General features: G+C 42.1%; 15 protein-coding genes. 4 read left to right on the top strand and 11 right to left on the bottom strand.

The window, feature by feature from the left end:
• Positions 1–29: 29 nt before the first annotated feature.
• Positions 30–3,065 (top strand): Ig-like domain-containing protein, encoded by a 3,036-nt coding sequence (locus AB1K89_RS12280; RefSeq protein WP_413055005.1) that lies wholly within the window; start codon positions 30–32, stop codon positions 3,063–3,065.
• A 192-nt stretch (positions 3,066–3,257) separates the two neighbouring features.
• On the top strand, positions 3,258–4,028 hold the full coding sequence (locus AB1K89_RS12275) for a YheC/YheD family protein (protein WP_413055004.1): 771 nt from the start codon (positions 3,258–3,260) through the stop codon (positions 4,026–4,028).
• Between the two features lie 71 nt (positions 4,029–4,099).
• Here AB1K89_RS12275 and AB1K89_RS12270 read toward each other — a convergent pair whose 3' ends face one another.
• The 10 genes from AB1K89_RS12270 to AB1K89_RS12225 all read right to left on the bottom strand — a co-directional run bounded on the left by AB1K89_RS12270 (position 4,100) and on the right by AB1K89_RS12225 (position 14,953).
• Entirely contained in the window at positions 4,100–4,759 is a 660-nt protein-coding gene (locus AB1K89_RS12270; RefSeq protein WP_413055003.1) for a hypothetical protein, read from the bottom strand.
• A 34-nt stretch (positions 4,760–4,793) separates the two neighbouring features.
• Entirely contained in the window at positions 4,794–6,269 is a 1,476-nt protein-coding gene (locus tag AB1K89_RS12265; RefSeq protein WP_413055105.1) for a BCCT family transporter, read from the bottom strand.
• 211 nt (positions 6,270–6,480) lie between these two features.
• Entirely contained in the window at positions 6,481–7,884 is a 1,404-nt protein-coding gene (locus AB1K89_RS12260; protein ID WP_413055002.1) for an S-layer homology domain-containing protein, read from the bottom strand.
• Between the two features lie 56 nt (positions 7,885–7,940).
• Positions 7,941–9,425, bottom strand: coding sequence for an S-layer homology domain-containing protein (locus tag AB1K89_RS12255; RefSeq protein ID WP_413055001.1), 1,485 nt, complete (start codon positions 9,423–9,425; stop codon positions 7,941–7,943).
• Between the two features lie 339 nt (positions 9,426–9,764).
• Positions 9,765–10,838 carry a S26 family signal peptidase gene (locus AB1K89_RS12250; RefSeq protein ID WP_413055000.1) on the bottom strand — a complete coding sequence of 358 codons (1,074 nt, stop codon included), beginning with the start codon at positions 10,836–10,838 and terminating at the stop codon, positions 9,765–9,767.
• Positions 10,835–11,332, bottom strand: a complete 498-nt coding sequence (locus AB1K89_RS12245) for a sigma-70 family RNA polymerase sigma factor (RefSeq protein WP_413054999.1) — start codon at positions 11,330–11,332, stop codon at positions 10,835–10,837. Before AB1K89_RS12245 ends, AB1K89_RS12250 begins: the two co-directional genes overlap by 4 nt.
• A gap of 20 nt (positions 11,333–11,352) precedes the next feature.
• Positions 11,353–12,618: a polysaccharide deacetylase family protein gene (locus AB1K89_RS12240; RefSeq protein ID WP_413054998.1), complete on the bottom strand. Its 1,266-nt coding sequence runs from the start codon at positions 12,616–12,618 to the stop codon at positions 11,353–11,355.
• Between the two features lie 691 nt (positions 12,619–13,309).
• On the bottom strand, positions 13,310–13,834 hold the full coding sequence (locus tag AB1K89_RS12235; RefSeq protein ID WP_413054997.1) for a KGG domain-containing protein: 525 nt from the start codon (positions 13,832–13,834) through the stop codon (positions 13,310–13,312).
• Positions 13,835–14,018: 184 nt separating this feature from the next.
• A complete protein-coding gene (locus AB1K89_RS12230) occupies positions 14,019–14,576 on the bottom strand; it encodes a hypothetical protein (protein WP_413054996.1) in 558 nt (185 codons plus the stop codon).
• A 230-nt stretch (positions 14,577–14,806) separates the two neighbouring features.
• Complete coding sequence (locus AB1K89_RS12225) at positions 14,807–14,953, bottom strand: hypothetical protein (RefSeq protein ID WP_413054995.1); 147 nt, start codon at positions 14,951–14,953, stop codon at positions 14,807–14,809.
• A 229-nt stretch (positions 14,954–15,182) separates the two neighbouring features.
• On the opposite strand from AB1K89_RS12225, the gene AB1K89_RS12220 reads away from it, so the two are divergent.
• Positions 15,183–16,298 (top strand): S-layer homology domain-containing protein, encoded by a 1,116-nt coding sequence (locus AB1K89_RS12220; protein WP_413054994.1) that lies wholly within the window; start codon positions 15,183–15,185, stop codon positions 16,296–16,298.
• Positions 16,299–16,604: 306 nt separating this feature from the next.
• Here the strand turns inward: AB1K89_RS12220 and AB1K89_RS12215 are convergent, their stop codons facing one another.
• On the bottom strand, positions 16,605–17,051 hold the full coding sequence (locus AB1K89_RS12215; protein WP_413054993.1) for a universal stress protein: 447 nt from the start codon (positions 17,049–17,051) through the stop codon (positions 16,605–16,607).
• A 193-nt stretch (positions 17,052–17,244) separates the two neighbouring features.
• Between AB1K89_RS12215 and AB1K89_RS12210 the strand changes: the two genes are divergently transcribed.
• The gene (locus AB1K89_RS12210) at positions 17,245–17,826 is read left to right on the top strand and encodes a protein-L-isoaspartate(D-aspartate) O-methyltransferase (RefSeq protein ID WP_413054992.1); all 582 of its coding nucleotides are present in this window, start codon (positions 17,245–17,247) and stop codon (positions 17,824–17,826) included.
• The last annotated feature ends 114 nt before the right edge of the window (positions 17,827–17,940 follow it).

The raw sequence follows: 17,940 nt of genomic DNA, 5'->3' as shown, positions 1-17,940 counted from the left end.
TTGTAACATTATTTATGAGGAGGAGTACAATGAACAAGCAACAGAGTAAAAAATTCGGTGCGGTTGTTCTAGCAAGTTCTTTAGTCTTTAGCTCCATTGCACCGACAATTTACGCTGCGCCTAATCCCGGTAAAGCAGAGGCTTCTACTGGCAGAACAGAGCTAAACAAAATCACAGGTGTTACTACGTTAAACCCCATTCCTGCCCGTGTAGACAATGCGAGTACAGTTCAACTAAGTGGTACTGTTGTGATTGATGGTCCAAAGCTGGAGCTAAAAGTAAATGGTAAAGTTGTAAATGCAGAAACGACACAAATTTCTGATAAGCGTTGGGCATTCAAATATGTCTACCCTTTAAACTCAGTAAATCTGTCTGAAAAGAAGGATGAGCAAATCACTGTTGAAGCCTATACAGTTTATCCAAATGGAAAAAATGCAGGCGCAGTCCATACAAGTGCTCAACCCGTTAATCAGACTGTTGATTTAACTCCACCTGACATTACTTTTAATGACTACAATAAAGATTGGACGAATCAAAGCATCACTGTTTTTGCTAGCATCAATGAAAAGGGTACACTTAATCCAGTCAGCTATACTTTTAATGAAAACGGCAGCTTTACCTTTATCGCTACGGATTTAGCTGGAAATACATCTGAGAAGACAGTGACAATTGACAATATTGATAAGGAAGCCCCTGAAGCTGAAGTTTCCTATTCCACAACTTCCCCAATCAATACGGATGTCATTGCAACTATTAAAGCAAAAGAACCAGTAACGTACACCAATCTAGATGAGTTACCGGATACAATGGAATTTGACAGTAATGCATCCACTCTTAAGTTTACTGAAAATGGCAGTTTTGAGTTAAAATTTAAAGACAGAGCTGGAAATACAGGGTCGGTCCATGTGACAGTTAAAAATATCGATAAAGTTGCTCCTGTCGGTTCACTTGTATATTCTAAAACCGAACCTACAAACGAGGATGTAACGGCAACTCTTACATTTACTAAACCTGTTACATTTAAAAACCTTGAGGATTTACCAGACACAGTTACGTATACAAAAGTGGATGATCAAACGTACACGCTTACTTTTCCAGAAAATAAAAATGTTAGTTTAGAGTTTGTAGATGCAGCCGGAAATACGGGCGAAGTGGAAATAAACGTAGCAAATATCGATAAAATTGCTCCAACTGCCAAGGTACACTATTCAACTGATAAGCCAACAAATCAGGACGTAGTAGTGACAATTGAACCTAGTGAAGATGTCACGATCCTTAACAACAATGGTTCTCCTAGTATTACCTTTACTGAAAACGGCAATTTTGAATTTCTCTTTGTTGACAGGGCCGGAAACACTGGGACTGCACAAGTAAATGTTGATAATATAGATAAGATTGCCCCTATCATCACAATTAGTGAGTATTCAACAGAATGGACGAATCAGGATATTACGGTTACTGCCAGCACAAATGAGGGATCACTAAATAAAGAAAGCCACACTTTCAAAGAAAACGGCAGTTTTGAATTCATTGCTACAGACCTTGCTGGGAATGTTACACGATATACTGTCCATATTACCAATATTGATAAAGTTGCGCCGGAAATTACAGTGAAACCTTATAATACAGACTGGACAAATCAAGATATTACGGTTGAAGTAAGCATGAATGAAGAAGGCGAACTAAATACGACAAGCCATACCTTCACAGAAAATGGCACATTTACATTTATTGCGAGAGATCGTGCAGGAAATATAACTGAGCTTCCAGTTACCATTTCAAATATTGATAAAGTTGCACCTGAAATAATCGTTGAAGAGTATATTACTAGCCCCACAAATCAAGATATCACAGTAAAAGTGAGCATGAACGAACCTGGCACATTAAACGCAGAAAGCTATACTTTCAAGGAAAATGGCGAGTTTGAATTCATTGCTACTGACCGTGCAGGGAATGAAACAAAGAAAAAAATCGTAATCTCGAATATCGATAAAGTTGCACCAGTTATCACAGTACTCAGTTACAACACTTCACCGACAAACCAGGATGTCATTGTAACCGCTGAAACTAATGAAGGAAAACTAAATGCAACAAGTCATACATTCACGGAAAATGGTTCATTTGACTTCATTGCAACGGATGACGCAGGAAATATAACTGTTGTAACCATTACGATCACCAATATCGATAAAACACCTCCAGTTATTACGGTAAATCCTTACAATACAGATCCAACAAATCAGGACGTGGTTGTTACTGTAACGACAAATGAAGGGACGTTAAATACAACTACTCATACCTTCGAAGAGAATGGTGAATTTAGCTTTGTCGCAACAGACGAAGCAGGAAATGTAACTGTTGTAACCATTACGATCACCAATATCGATAAAACACCTCCAGTTATAAGCAATGTTGTCAATGGATTCTCTTATAATACCAATGTGGCTCCTACCTTCAATGAAGGGACGGCTTTATTGAATGGAGAAGCATTTACCTCTGGAACAACTGTTTCTGTTGAAGGCAGCTATACTTTAGTGGTGACTGATGCAGTAGGAAATGAGTCAATTGTTTCCTTTACAATTGATAAAACAGCTCCAGTTGTGAGTGGTGTAGTAAACAATCAATATTACAATGTGGATGTTACTCCTACTTTTAACGAAGGAATGGCGACTATGGACGGAAACACTTTCGATTCTGGCACTGTTGTTTCTGCTGAAGGAACACATACACTTGTAGTAAGAGACAAAGCCGGGAACCAAACAATTGTTACCTTTACGATTGATAAAACGAATCCTTCTCTAACAAATGTGACAGCCAGAACAACTCAGGGCCAGATTAAAACGACAACCGTTTCAGGGGACGCCGAGCCAGGTGCGGTAGTTGAAGTTTACTTGAAAAATAGTAATGGAAAGAAGGGTGGTTCGCTAGGAAGTACAACTGTAAAGCCAGACGGCAGCTTCAGTGTTTCCTTTAGTGAAATAAAAAATAACACTGATCTCATTGTAACTGCTACTGATAAAGCAAATAATACATCCGAAGTTACTGTTACCGTAAAAAATAATTAAGTTTGCAATGTTTATGTAACAAGAGAAGACTACCTGTTCCCAAAAGACAGGTAGTCTTTTCCTGTTACTTCATTGTTATTTAAGGATGATAAAACCCTTCCAAAAAATCCAGATGCCATGATTCTATATGCATAGAATAGATAAGAAGATTCGTAACAATGGCGGCGACTTAAGAGAAGGAGATGAGAAAATATGAAAAGAACATTGGGGAAATGGGAGCAAAGTGTGTTTCTACAGCAAAATCCATTAGTAGCTAAACATATCCCAGAAACGCTCATTTACAATGAGAACATTTTAGATGAATTCTTGAACCGCTATCCGTCTGTCTATGTTAAACATAATACGACGGGCCAAGGCAGAGCGATCTTAAAGATTCGCAAAAGTAACGGCGGACACTACTATGTCAATGGATTTACCATTCAAGGAAAACCCATACAAAAGACCGTTTGGAGAGTTTATGAAATTCAGCAGCTCCTTCATCCATTTATTAAATTTGGTAGGGTAAGCGGTCCTTATATTATTCAAGAAGCTATACAAAGCTGTACCGAAAATGGACAGCCTTTGTTAATTCGGGTTCATGTTCAAAAGCTGAAAAACGATTGGGTAATTGGCGGGATGTATGGGGCAATCGCAAGCAAACTGGCGACGGAAAGCGGGGTTGTGAATTCCCATAGGGGCGCTACCATCATGACCATTTCCGAAGCATTATCACTTACAAAATTCAAAAACGATCAAAAGGATACGGTAAAGAAGTTAGAAGAAGTTGCAATTGCAGCAGCGAAGGTCATCTATTCGGTTGTACCTAATAGAGATTATGGAATGGACTTCGGGGTCAATCAAGACGGAATGCCTGTCTTAATTGAAGTGAATACAACGCCGGGCATCGGCTCATTTGCAAAAATTGAAAATGGAGCACCTTGGAGACGAATTGTTGAGATACGAAAAATGCAGAGTGAACCCTAAGCGAATGCTTAAAAAAAGAACGCATGTCACTCATACATGCGTTCCTCTTTTTATTCAACCACATAGATCACTTACAAAGGCACCCGTGTCTGCAAGCTCCACACACCACTTTTCGTCAACTTATCAATATGGACTTCAATATCCCCGCCTAAATAGACCGTCTCACCTTTAATCGCAACGACCATCGCCTGCACGACGGGATCACTATTATTTTTTTGATAAACATCGCCGATTTTAGGTATATGGATTGGAGGTGTATGGTGTTCCTGCACCTTCGCTTGCGAATTTGGTTCATGCGCTTCAGGCGTTGCCAAATCAATGATTGTCGCACCCTCTTCCAACCCCGGCACCATTACCCAATATTCGCTATGTCTGATTCCATTCGATTTATTGCTAATCACACCGTTCGCTTCTATTGAAGATACAGTTTCAATCGCGTGAAGATGGTGATGATCAATGGAGTCGGGTTTAGGATTGATAATTAAAATATAATCCCCGACTTTTGCTCTCACTTCTTTATGAAGCGTGTATCGTTGATAATTGAACGTAAAACTATCCAAATGCTTCGGTCTATACAATGTAATTTCTCTCGCAGTTACGAGCCGCTGCTCCAAATCTTCAAGTCGAATTAGATGCACAGACTTCCTGAAAAATGGGTTTACAGAGTACACTTTATGCAACTTGTTTTGATAATAAACAAATTGTCCTCTTCTAACGTTTAATAGGTTCACTACGACCCCACCTTATGATTTTTCTAGTTTCCGATCACTCTTTTTGCTGTATGATTTTATAAAAGGATACGACCATTAATATGATAATAAGGGAGAGAGGCAACGCCGAAATGATGAGCATATTTTGAAAGCCTTTAATACCACCAGAGTACATGACAATGGCGGCCATTGCAGCTAATGCGAGCCCCCAAACGATTTTGACGACGTTGGAAGGATTCAATTGTCCTCCCGTACTGAACATGCCGAGTACAAATGTTGCCGAATCCGCAGATGTTATGAAAAATATAGCAATGACAAACACGGTCATCAAGGACAGGACTGTTCCAAGTGGATAATGCTCATACATGCCGAATGTCACCGTTTCTGTCACTAATGTGGATAGCTTGGCAATCCCGTTTTGCTCCAAATATAATGCCGAACCGCCAAAAACGGCAAAGAAGATGAATGTCACAAGTGTAGGAGCAAGCAATACACCTGCAACAAACTCCCGTATTGTCCGGCCTTTTGACACACGCGCAATAAACATGCCTACAAATGGTGCCCAAGAAATCCACCATGCCCAATAAAAGATCGTCCACTCATTAATCCAATCGCGCTGATCTCCATTCAACGGTTTCAGTTCAAAACTCATTTCAATGAAGTTCCCTGCATACTTACCGATCGAAGTTGTAAATAAATTGAGTATGTACATGGACGGACCGACAATAAACAAGAGAACTAATAGGATAAATGCGGCGACAATATTGATCGTACTCAAGTATTTTATTCCTCGTCCAATACCCGACCATGCGGATACAATAAATAAGACAGTAGAGATGAGTAAAATGATCAATTGAAACCAAAACGTTTTAGGGGCGTTAAACAGATACGTTAGGCCACTATTAATTTGCGCTGACCCGAATCCGAGTGTGGATGCGACACCTACAACCGTTGCGAAAATCGCAAGCGTATCGACGATATGTCCAACCGTGCCCCGCATGACTTTCTTGCCGAACAACGGCTCAAGCGTTGCACTAATCAACCCAGGGGCGCCGACCCGAAATTTAAAGTAAGCGAGTACAAGTGCTACAATGCTGTACAGCCCCCAGCCATGAAGGCCCCAGTGAAACATCGCGTATTGAAGTGATTCAATGATCGCCTGATCAGACCCTGGCGTTGCATTCGGCGAACTGATGAAAGCGTGTGAAATGGTTTCGGCTGTTGTAAAGAACATCAGTCCAATGCCCATACCTGCGCTGAACAGCATGGCAAACCATGCAAGTAGACTAAATTCAGGCTTCTCATTTTGTCTTCCTAACTTCACCTTGCCAAAACGGGAAAACATAATATAAAAGCAAAAACTGATCATCGCAACAATTACAAATATGTAAAACCATGCAAAGTGATCATAAATAAACTCGGTCGCAGATACTGTCAACCCGTTCAAACTATTCGGGGCAAATGAACCCCAAAGCACAATCGCTATACAAATAACGACCGCATACCAAAACACCCTTGTAATATGCAACAAAATTCCCCTCTCTCCTTCTTCCACTTATCGTCACCTCGTGGAATACACTATAAAACGAGCCGCCTATCCGATTTATAAAATCGTCATAGACGGCTAGTAAAGATACGGCAATCAATTATACCCCTTTTTAAAAAATTGAAACCTTGACTCCTGTCCTCCCCAGCAAAAAAGCAGACACCCACATTCGGGTGCCTGCTTACTTGTGTTCATTTCATTTTTTCAATGAATGTTTCTTTCCGTTCACGTCAACAATTTCCACTGTTGTATCCGTCAGCTTCATATCCTTAGCTTGGATACTGGATAATTTTTTCGTTTTTCCATCCAATAAACCGTATGCAAACACACCTTTTTTATTGAAATAAAACATCGTGCTAGGATCGAATTTGACGGACTTGTTATTTTGCGTCACATACGTTGAGAACCTGGTAGACCCTTCAAGCCGTTCGAAAATGATACGTGCTTCGAATTCGATTTTTTTAATCGGCTCATAGTGATCCGGAGATTTATGATACAGGATGAGCGTCTGGTCCGTATTTACGGAGTCATCGAAGGGTGGATTGTAGCCAAACTGCCGCACCTTCTTCTCGACAGTGTAATAGTAGTCAAATCCATAGACGCTGAAATTTCGCATGCTCTCTGTGTGGCTTTCATCCCACTCATTGAGGTCCCAATAGTTAGCACCATTGTTTCCGCCTTGTGCATTCGTCCGGAATACGCCATACCGATAAGGCATATCGGTCGCTTGTGATACAGCAGCCCAATAGGGGACGTAAATCGTGCTATTCTGAAGGATGATCGGAAAACCTGTTTCCAAATGGACATCGAACAATCCATCTTGCCCAGGAAAATCTCCTTCTGTCAGCAGTACAGTTTCCTCTTTCGTCTTCTTATTAATTTTCACAAGCTTTTCGCCTTTGATTGTGTACTGGAACCCGTCCTCTTCCACGACAACCCCCTTCTGGCTGACGAAAGAAACGGGGCCTGGCAACTTCATCTTGTCATCGATCGCACGTGCAAGGAACGAGGAGAATTGGGCACGTGTCACTGGATTTCCTGGTTTGAACGTACCGTCCCGGTAACCGCCGGCAATCCGATTCAGTGCTGCGCTATTAATATCCCCGAATGCCCAGTGAGCAGGCGAAACATCTCTGAACATCGGCTTCTGCTCCAACGGGAGGTCGAATGCCCGGCGCAGAATCGCTGCCATTTGGGCACGTGTCGTCTGTTCCGCCGGCCGCATGTAGCCGTTTTCGCCGCGTAGGATTCCCTTTTCATTAATGGTCGCAAGCGTCTGATAATGCGCCGACTGCTTCGACACGTCCTTGAAAGTGACAGTCGGATTTTCCCGCAGTGGAATTTCTAGCGCCTTTAGGAGCATGGAGGAGGCTTGTGCACGGGTAATTGGTTCATTCGGCCGGAATGTTCCATCCGGATAGCCGCCGATAATCCCCTTTTTATACAGGAACATGACGTCCCAAGATGCACCATTCCCCTTCTGCATATCCTTGAATGGAATCGGGTCGTTGTATGGCGGATATTCTGTCTCTGCGTTGGCCGTAGGTGTCAATGAAAACAAAAGCAATAGTGTCAGCAATAAAGTTAAAAGCTTTTTCAAATCGTACACCTCTTTCTATTAAGCTACTTAACGTATTTAATACCTACCATATCCAATTAAAAATGCATGTCGATATTTTCATAAATAGATACGTGAATAATTGAGCCCAGTTTTTCAACCCTTACACCAATGTCAATTAAATCAGTCTTGTTATGGTCCGGCAGTTTAATAGAGAAGGAGCCTCTATCTTTTCCTACGGCATGGAACAAGTTCGTTCCCGGGTCCCTCGTGATTGTTGCAATCTGTTCGGCCTCTTTTGGCAATACATGCCGACCGATGTCGTATGCTGCTCCAAGGTCCACTGAGGCAGTCGGCCTTTCCTCCAAAATCCTCAAACTATAAGAAAAATGCGGAGTTAAACTTACCGCCTCAATCCCGTACCGCACTTCTTCTCCGTCCTCAAAACGGACAGTGGCAATATATTGACCCGGCTTATCGATCATAATTCTGACATTAGTATACTTTCCTTCATTATCCGTCTGATCTGTATCGCGGCAATCGGAAGGACTAAAAGAGAGACATTTCCTGAAATCCATGTTGTCATATAGCTTCTTTCCGTCCATCGTGGAAAGGGAAATGTTTTGCACTTGGCCTTTACCCCTCACATCGAGTCCGGCAGGTGTAGGTAAAATATCTTCTGTCCTTTCCAGCGTCAATTTCAATTTGCCGTCCACTTCTTTGATGTGAACATAAAATTTCCGATAATATTTCTTATCCGGATTCCCTGAATAGACCAAAGCAACTTGGAATTTACCCGTTCCTTCTTTAAGCGGAACTAAGTGGATTTTATCCGTAGGACCACGATATGATTTATCGCTCCCTTCAACCGCATTGAACAGAGCAGACTCATTATGATTGGAATCAAACATCTTAAACTGTTCCCATTGATAGTCGCTTGCGCGGACCGTTACAATTTGCGACTTCGCTTCTTCCGTTGCTTTCAACATTTTAGCAGCTTGCCCTCTTGTAATGGAGACATTCGGGCTGAACCTATCAGAACTCGTTCCTGTTGTGATACCTAGTCTATAGATGCTCATAATGCCCGGATCATGACCGGTCCCTCTCTTAACGTCTTGGAAAGGGTTTGTATGCGATGAGAAATTATAGAGCGGCAAGCCAAACGCTTTGACGAGTATCGACGCCATCTGCCCCCGCGTAATCGGATCGTTCGGACCGTAACGGCCATCTCCATAACCGTTGATGATGCCTTTTTGCGCCATCGCTGCGATCGCTTTATAGTAGCCGTTCGCTGTTGAGACATCTTTGAACCCCGGATTTTTCACGTTCGTCGTGTCCAAATTAGTCATCTTAGCGATGATTGCAGCTGCCTGTCCTCTCGTGATGGAATTACCCGGTTTGAATGTACCATCCGGGTAGCCTCCGATAATCTTCCTTTCCGCCAGCTCATTTACCGCTTCTGCGAAATGCTTTGATGCTGGTACGTCTGAAAATCGCTCCGTACCTGCTGCGAACGTGCCAGATAAAGGCAGGCTGCATGCGAGTAACAGTGCGCCAAGTATCATAAGAAGTTTCTTTCTCACTTGCAATCTTCCTTTCTATTCCAGTTACCAGTTTTAGTGAATTGCGAATTGTGTCGGTGCCTGTGCATGGCACATTTATGACAATTCACCTTAAGTAATAAAAATACGAGAGAACCTTTATATTACTGGATTCTCTCTCTTATTTATGCAATTGTAGTGCATAGTCTGAATTGTGTCTTGCACAGGCACCGTATAAAGGGCACCGTCTTAAACAATAAGTGCATGAAAACCAGGTTAGCGCGTCCTCTATATTAAGCGGTTGGTTGACGGCTATTACTTCTGGACAGCTGCCAACTTGGTTTCCAAAATTGTGTCGGGGGTCCCATCCCCCTTCCTGCACTATTCTGCGATCACCCAAAGATCCGAGCCTGGATCACGTTTCATATGAAACACTTGCTCCGCTACCCCTTCTCTCCCATATTGGTAGCGGATTTCTACTTCATCCTCAGAAACAGTAGCCGATGTACGGTAAGATGCCTCTAAAAAGAGCTCACCTAACCGGCTCAGTTGTGCGAACAGCGGTGTTTCCGGCAAATTGCCGAACCCTAACAGATCGTCGTACAAATACAAATCAAAATATTGCTCCGGCGTATAATCACCGGTAAGCTGACCCGTTAAATAATCGATGTACATCGATTCGGTATGCTCTTCCGTCGCGACGCCTACAACTTGGCCGTAAATTTTATGCACAGGCGTAATCGTTGCCCCTTGCACCGTTTTACTTGCAGGGAAGTGGTTCAATAATAAATACTCCCGCGCATTCAACAGCGTATCGTACCCACCTACAATCGAAACTCCCTTATCTTCATAACGATCCATAAGTTCCGATTGCAACGGTTTGCCGTTAATCTTCAACTCTCCGTTTTTCAGCACGACACGATCGCCCGGGACCGCAACGACCTCGTAATAGGCATCGTTATAAGTCGGCAAATGGCTTGTCGTATTTGTCATCGTCCGAACAATGTCGCCTGCCTCATACACAACTTCATCGAATAATTTCTCCTGGCGTTCAATGACCGTATGGAAAGAGTCCGTTTTCCCATTCAACGAAAACCTTTCCTTATCGACATAATGCAGACCGTCGACTTCATCAAAATACGGTAACGCCGCGAATTCCTCATAATCTACGTCAGACAGTTGCTTCGTCTTCTGAAGTGCCGAGATTTTCGCCAAATCATCGAGCGGATCATACGGATCACCCGGCCCCTTATTTGCAGAAAAATAATTCGTAGGGTCAATTGCGAGAAATAAAACCATTGCCACTACCGGAAGCGCTGCCGACACAAACACCACTTGCCAAGAAAACTTTCGAGCCGGTTTGTATAAGCGTTCATGCACCCGCTGCTTGATCCGCCTTTCCCGTTGCGATGTATCACCCATCATTTCATCGAGCTTTCGTTTGAAATCGCTCAATTGCTCTCCACCTCCTCTTCATCAAAAAACTCCTTCAGCTGCTGCCTTGCCCTTCGCAGCCGTGTTTTCACGGTATTTTCATTCAGCTCCAGATAGTTTGCGATTTCTGCGATTGGTTGCTCATCGTAATAAAATAAAATTAACGGCTCCCGATATTTCAACGGAAGCTTGAAAAGATTCTTTTCAAGCGAGGCGAGCCGTTCCTGCTCCAACACGACTTCGTCAACACCTTGTTCCGAAGCGAAAATTGTATCGAACAGCACATCTTTTTTATGCTTCCACGAGCGCAAATAATCTTTTGCACGATTCGCAGTAATTTTCGTTAAATAGGTCTTTAATGATGCCTCATTACGAAACTGGTCACTCTTTTGAAAATACGTCACAAATACTTCTTGCACAATATCCTCGGCAGTCGACCAATTCTTCACATACAGATAAGCGATGCGAACTAAATAACGCGAATGCTCATCGATTACTTGATCAATACTACTCATTTACGAACCCTCACCCTCTTCTAAGGCCACGTCATGTCCCCCTCCACATACGCAACAAATTGCTCAAATGTTCTTTTCTCTGTCATGCCGTATCGGCATACTTCATAATTAGATGCCTTTCGATTTGCATATCCTTCGTTCGTCGTAAAGCCGATCAACAACCCTGCCTCTTTCGCCGCCGCTATGAAATGATCATTATAATGGCCATACGGATACGCGATTGAAACGGCCGCCGGCACTTGCTCGATATTCCGGCGCAAATCCAAAAGGATCTCTTCTTTTGAACTCTCTAACGCAACCCCTGCACCCAAATCCTCATTCAGTGAATGCAATTCATATGTATGGGCTTCGAACTGGAACACATCCGCAAGCTCACTTACATCCGCAGCGGTAAAAAACTGCAGCGGGCCTTCCGCATCAAACAACTGCGCTCCCTGTGCCCGATCTGTGCGTGAAGAAATAATGTGCTGAAGCGCACTGAAACCGTATTGCTTTAAAATCGGATAGGCATATTCCTTCGTCGATAATAACCCGTCGTCGAACGTAATGAGTACCGCTTTGCCCGGTACAACAAGCCGCCCTTCCAAATAATCATAAAGCTGATGCGCCGTTAATGTCTCGAAATGATGATCCGCCAAGTATCCCATCTGCTGCTCGAACGATTCCAACGAAATCGTACTATTCATCGTCGTCATCTTCTGGCGCGGCAAAACATGGTGGTAGACAAGCACCGGCAGCCCCTCGTCCAACGCAACGGACTGCTTATGAATATACCCCGGCCGCTCCCCGATTGTAAGGATAAACCAATCCCCTTCCTCCCGCACGACCGGATAGCGATAGCCTTCTTCCATCTCCATAATAACACTGCTCTCTAAATCCGCTCCTTCGTAAACCGCGGTCTTTTGCAATGCATGAACAGCTGCGAACCGCTCCGTCTGCACAACTGTCGTAAGCTTCTTTCTTTCGACCGTCCCCTCCCCCTTACGGACAAAGACAGACATATTTCCGAGGCGAAGCTCATAATACACCTCATCCTCGCCTGTGACAGCAACAGGCTGATCCGCCTGCAACTCGCCAATCCGAGTCAACGCCGCCCCCTTCATATATATCGGCTGACGTTCATCCAATGTCAGCACCCGCTCAAATTCCTTCTTCATAACAAACCGATCCGTGTCTTGCGCAAACACTCTTCCTTCTGTTTTAATCAAAACCCATATCGCACCAACACTTATGATCAATACAATTAAGCCCACTACGACCGGCATTTTATTTGAAATCTTCCTCATACCTTTACCTCCACTGTCAATCAAGCACCGTACAGACGGAGGTTTTCAGAAAAAGTTTCAAAGTTTTTTAGAAAGATTTACGAATTCCAAAGGAAACAAGCTACAAAGCGGACAAGACCATTACTTTTTTGAATTAATTTCATTTGAATTGGAAATAATGAGTAAAAAAACATGAGGAGTTGATACTCGTGGTCAATAGATATTATGAAGACAAAAAAGTATTTTGCTATATCTGTCGCAAGATCACTATTTTTACCCACAGAGATCTACATAATAACATTGGAGTAGAAAGTCATTGTAGTGAATGTGTAGAGATTTGGTTTGAATGGCAAAACAGGGCGGTCGAAAGAGAGATGAAAAAGTGGATCGACTATAATATAACCAAATTTTCGCTCAAGAGATTTATTAATATCGAAAAGTGAATTCTGCAAAGTCAATATAATTTAGCCCTAAAGTCACAAAATGACAATATAACTTGGGAAATGATCGATATCTATTGGGAAATGAACGATATCCTTCTTGAATTGATCGATAACTTCCGGAAAATGACCGATAACCCGCAGGAAATGATCGATATAATTTCAGCTCCGCTCCACACACAAGAAAACCTCGTATAGGCTGCTATTGATAACAACCACTATACGAGGTTCCACAAGTCTATAGGTTTGAAACTATGTCACCGGAATTTTTTTTACTTATCTTGTTTCCTAGCGCGGGCTTCTCCGCCTTTTCGGCCTGCCTCTTCCTTGCTCATTTTGCCGTCGTTGTCATCATCATCATCATTGTCATCACGTTGCTTTGCGCGAGCCTCTCCGCCTTTTCGACCCGCCTCTTCCTTGCTCATCTTTCCGTCATTGTCATTATCATCGTCATCACGTTGTCTTGCGCGGGCTTCTCCACCCTTTTTACCAATTTCTTCGTAGAAATCCCTGTCATGATTTTCAGAGGTAGCTTCTCCGCCTTTTCGACCGATTTCTTCGTAAAAGTCCCTATCGTGGTTTTCAGCGGTAGCCTCTCCACCTTTTTTGCCGATCTCTTCATAGAACTCTCTGCCATGCGTTTCAGCAGTAGCTTCTCCGCCTTTTTTACCGATTTCTTCGTAAAACTCTCTGCCATGCTTTTCAGAAGTAGCTTCTCCGCCTTTACGTCCTGCCTCTTCAACTGTCATTTTACCTTCATCTGATCGATTACGTTTGTTTTCATCATTTTTAGCCATTAGTAATTCCTCCTCTTGTATTATCGTTACATCTATGTTCTTCCCTAGTAATCTAAAAATAAAACATTAATATAATTACTGCTGTAACAATATCCATGGATAAAAAGACCACCTAAACATTAGGCGGCCTGTAATAGCAGGTTCCCTTAAAGGGGGCAGCTCAGGTATAAAAATAATGATTTGGTCACGATAAACGAGCATCCAAAATACCAGTTAGCTTCTCTTTAACCGCTTCCGACGTAACAATGCAGCTGACAGTAGAATACTGCGTCTTCATCTCCAGCTCATATCCGCTATTCACTTCGGGGGAATAGCCATAAAAGCGGTGGTTTGTATCAATCTGCTCGAATTGATATGACCGAATGCTCTTCCATGGCAAAAACCGACCACCGCATAACACCCCATCTTCCACAATCGCAAACAGGTTCCAAGCTTGATTGAAATTGAACAAAGCAAAGAGAGGGATGATATAATAAGTAATTTGAATCGTACTATCAAGAAACTTAAAAACGAGTAGGATAAGTAAAGAGAGAAGAGTCAGCCCCATTACAAAAAGACCGGATTTTTGATGGGAAATGACCGGCCAATTGACCACTTTTTGCGGCTGTGTTCGAATCGCTTTCAAGTCTTCCTCTGATATAGGGAAAACAGCAAGTTGTTTCAGATTAATGAATAACCGAATGAACCGGAAACAGAGATAGCCTAAGAGTAATAAAAATAAAATATCCGTTAATAATTTCATCTTATACTTCTCCTAACTTTGGGAAACCACCGTCAAAACAGCATCCTAGATAGCTAATTAAAGTCGGCATGTGACTTTTCATCTCTTTTCTTTTGTATTACATCGTTTGATGACCATTTGACTTCATATTGTGGTTTATTTTATGTATAATAAGAATATAATAAAAAGGAGAAGTGCAAGCTGCTTCTCCTCGCAACCTCTACCGTCAGGGTGGTGGTTGTCATAGTATGTTATTTTTCGCGAGAACCACCCTTTAGCTTGCGACGGCCGAGGGTGGTTTTCTTGTTTTCTAGCACGTGTATCCGAAAGAGATATGCACTTACTGCACGCACCATCCCCTTCAGAATTTCTCGGAGAAGTTCAAGAAATGTTTCCATGATTATCACCTCCTTCCCTTAACGGAAAGAAGATAGACAACCAACCACCCTAACAATATTCAGTTGCACAACAGCCTTATCAATTTACTTGATTAGGCAAAGTTTGACTCTATTTTAGATTTTCCGCGTTCTTTTAACGTTATTCCCATATAATTCATGTATTCTTTTAAGATTAGATAGAATAAAATATTCACGTGTTAGAAATTTATTAAGGAATGGGGTCAAGCCTTTGAAGGCGGTTCGTATTTTATTAGTTTTACTTGTTACTTTTAGTTTTTCTGTACCACATACTTTTGCAGCAGAAAAAACCATCGATCAATATTACATATCTGATGTAGATTACGGGCATGGTGCATACGAACAATTAGAACGGTTCTTGTATGCAGATATCATAGATGGATATGAAGAAACAGAAGTTTATGAAGAAGATGGAGAAGAATATGAATATACGTCCATCCTATTAAAACCGGAAAATAGTATTACCCGTGCACAATTTACAAAAATATTAGTTAATGCTATGAATTTAACAAGTGGTGACATCAACAAAACGTTCCCTGACGTTAAATCTTCAGCTTGGTATTATAACTTTGTCCAAATTGCTAGTAGCAGGGGAATTATTACTGGAAAAGAAGATGGAACGTTTAAACCAAACGATAAGATTACTCGTGCTCAAATGGCTGCTATGATATATCGTGCATTTAATGGGACGGTGGACTTTTCAAAAACAGGAAAAACTTTTAAAGATGTTACTGAAAAAAACTATGCTTATGAAGCAGTTGTAAAAACAGCAGGTGTAGGCATCGTAAATGGTTATGGAAACGAGTTCAAACCGAATAATTTCGCTAAACGTTCCCATGCGGTATTAATGATCGACCGTGCATTACATTTAGAATCCGGAACAGCTGAAGACGAACTTTCAGTAATTCAAACTGTAAATCGTAACGTCTCAGAAGAGTTGTCACTATCCTCTGATGAACAAAATAGCGAAGCGTTGGAAGCTCTTTATCGCGAAACGACAATGGGTTACCAGCTTGCTTATTCACTTGATAGCCAGAGCCTACTAGACGACCCCGAATATTCGATCGGCTCCATTAAGATGGAACAAGTGGGAGAGCATACAAGCAAAATTGTCTCCTTAAATAAACGTCTTGCGGAAGTTAAGATTGACAATCTAAAGATTCATGTTTCCATTAGTGAACAAGGTATGAAGTTTGAAATGACAATTGATGTTTCAGGAACTGCATATTTAAAGAAGACAGAAGACGGTTCTTGGAAAATTTATAACATTGTCTATGATGATGAGGACTATGAAGATACGCTAACCGAAGCTATGGCAGGTAATTAACCTAAAAAAGATTCCCCACTCTACTTTAATGAGGCGGGAATCTTTTTTTGATTTAGATATAAAAATTCCTACACGGAAAGGTTCTACTCGACAAATACATACGACTGAAAATGTCGGTATTTCCCGGGGAATGGAGTTTTCTGTCGTAACCTGTTTCAATCACTCACGCATACGAAAATCTGCTTCAATCCGTTCCTTCCAGTTTTCCTCTATTTTATTATGCGCACGTAAGGAACTGATTGTTTCACTGATCACATCGTAGAATAGATGGCATATTTCTTAATTAAGTTTGCTTAGTCCCCAAACTTAGTTTTCAGGCCTTCGGATGACGAGCACATCACATTTTGCAGAGCGTACAATGTTTTCAGAGACGCTCCCCATGACGAAACGTTCGACTTTATTCAGACCCGTCGCACCACAAACAATTAGATCTGCACTCAGCCTGTTCGGGAGCTCTTTTGCAATCAATGCTTTTGGTGAGCCATATTCGACAAGTACATTGACGTTTTGCACACCAGCTTGCACGGCTTCCGCTTTGTATTTGTTCAGCATTTCCTCTGCAGATTTATAGGCGCTTTCCGCGATGGAACGGTCATAAGCCTCAACAGAAGAATACGATCGTGTATCGACGATGGTAACTAAATTCAATGTGGCATCGTTACGGTCGGCAATTGACGCCGCCTTTTTGAAAGCCCATTGCGACTCATCAGATCCATCTATTGCGACAATTATTTGTTTGTATACGAGCGTCATAGATCTCACTCCATTCTTATTCATATTTACTACTTCGACAGAAAAGAATGATATCCTTCCCAATTATAAAAAAAGCCCTCATTTTCCGACAAACTTATTGCACTCTGTAGAAGAGCTTAGGTTGTTTACAAATACACGATACAGGAAATGGTTAGTATGCAGTGTAAGCAATTCTAATAAAGGGGTATGAACAATGGCCAATCAAAACCTAGACATCATTACGTATTTTCAAAAACTTGATCGCAGCTTTTTCATGGATGAACTGAAAGAATTCGCATATATGGACGAGGCCATCCCGATCGGGCATGAACAAACCATTTCCCAGCCTTCCCTCGTTCTCGAAATGACATTGGCACTCGATTTGCAGCCCAACTCAAAAGTGCTGGAAATCGGAACGGGATCCGGCTACCAGACCGCCCTCCTCGCCGCCTTCTCCGATTCCGTTTATACAATTGAACGAATTGCCGCCTTGCATGAACGAGCAAAAGAAAGGTTGAAAAAAGCAGGCTTCTCTAACATCCATTTCAAACTGGATGACGGCAGCACCGGGTGGGAAGAACACGCTCCTTATGACCGGGTTATGGTCACGGCCGCCGCTGCGCAAGTGCCGTGCGAGCTCATGGACCAACTAGCGACCGGAGGAAAAATGATCATCCCAGTAGGGACTCCCCTTCTACAGGAACTCTTGCTTTTGGAAAAAGATGAAGACGGAGATATTCAAACGGCTGTGTTGGAGGAAGTGAGGTTTGTTCCGTTGAAGGGGAAGTATGAATAACTAGCTAGGTAGCCATGTTGTTTGTGAATACGTCTTATAGTTAATGATGATGTGCAGTGTAAGATAGTATGATCACAGGTTGGATAAGCATAAATAAAAAAACGCCCATAATGA

Origin of the sequence: Sporosarcina pasadenensis, assembly GCF_047228845.1 — a bacterium.
Classification (GTDB): domain Bacteria; phylum Bacillota; class Bacilli; order Bacillales_A; family Planococcaceae; genus Sporosarcina.
Note: the sequence above shows the minus strand (reverse complement) of the source record. Positions and strands in the feature narration are given on the sequence as shown.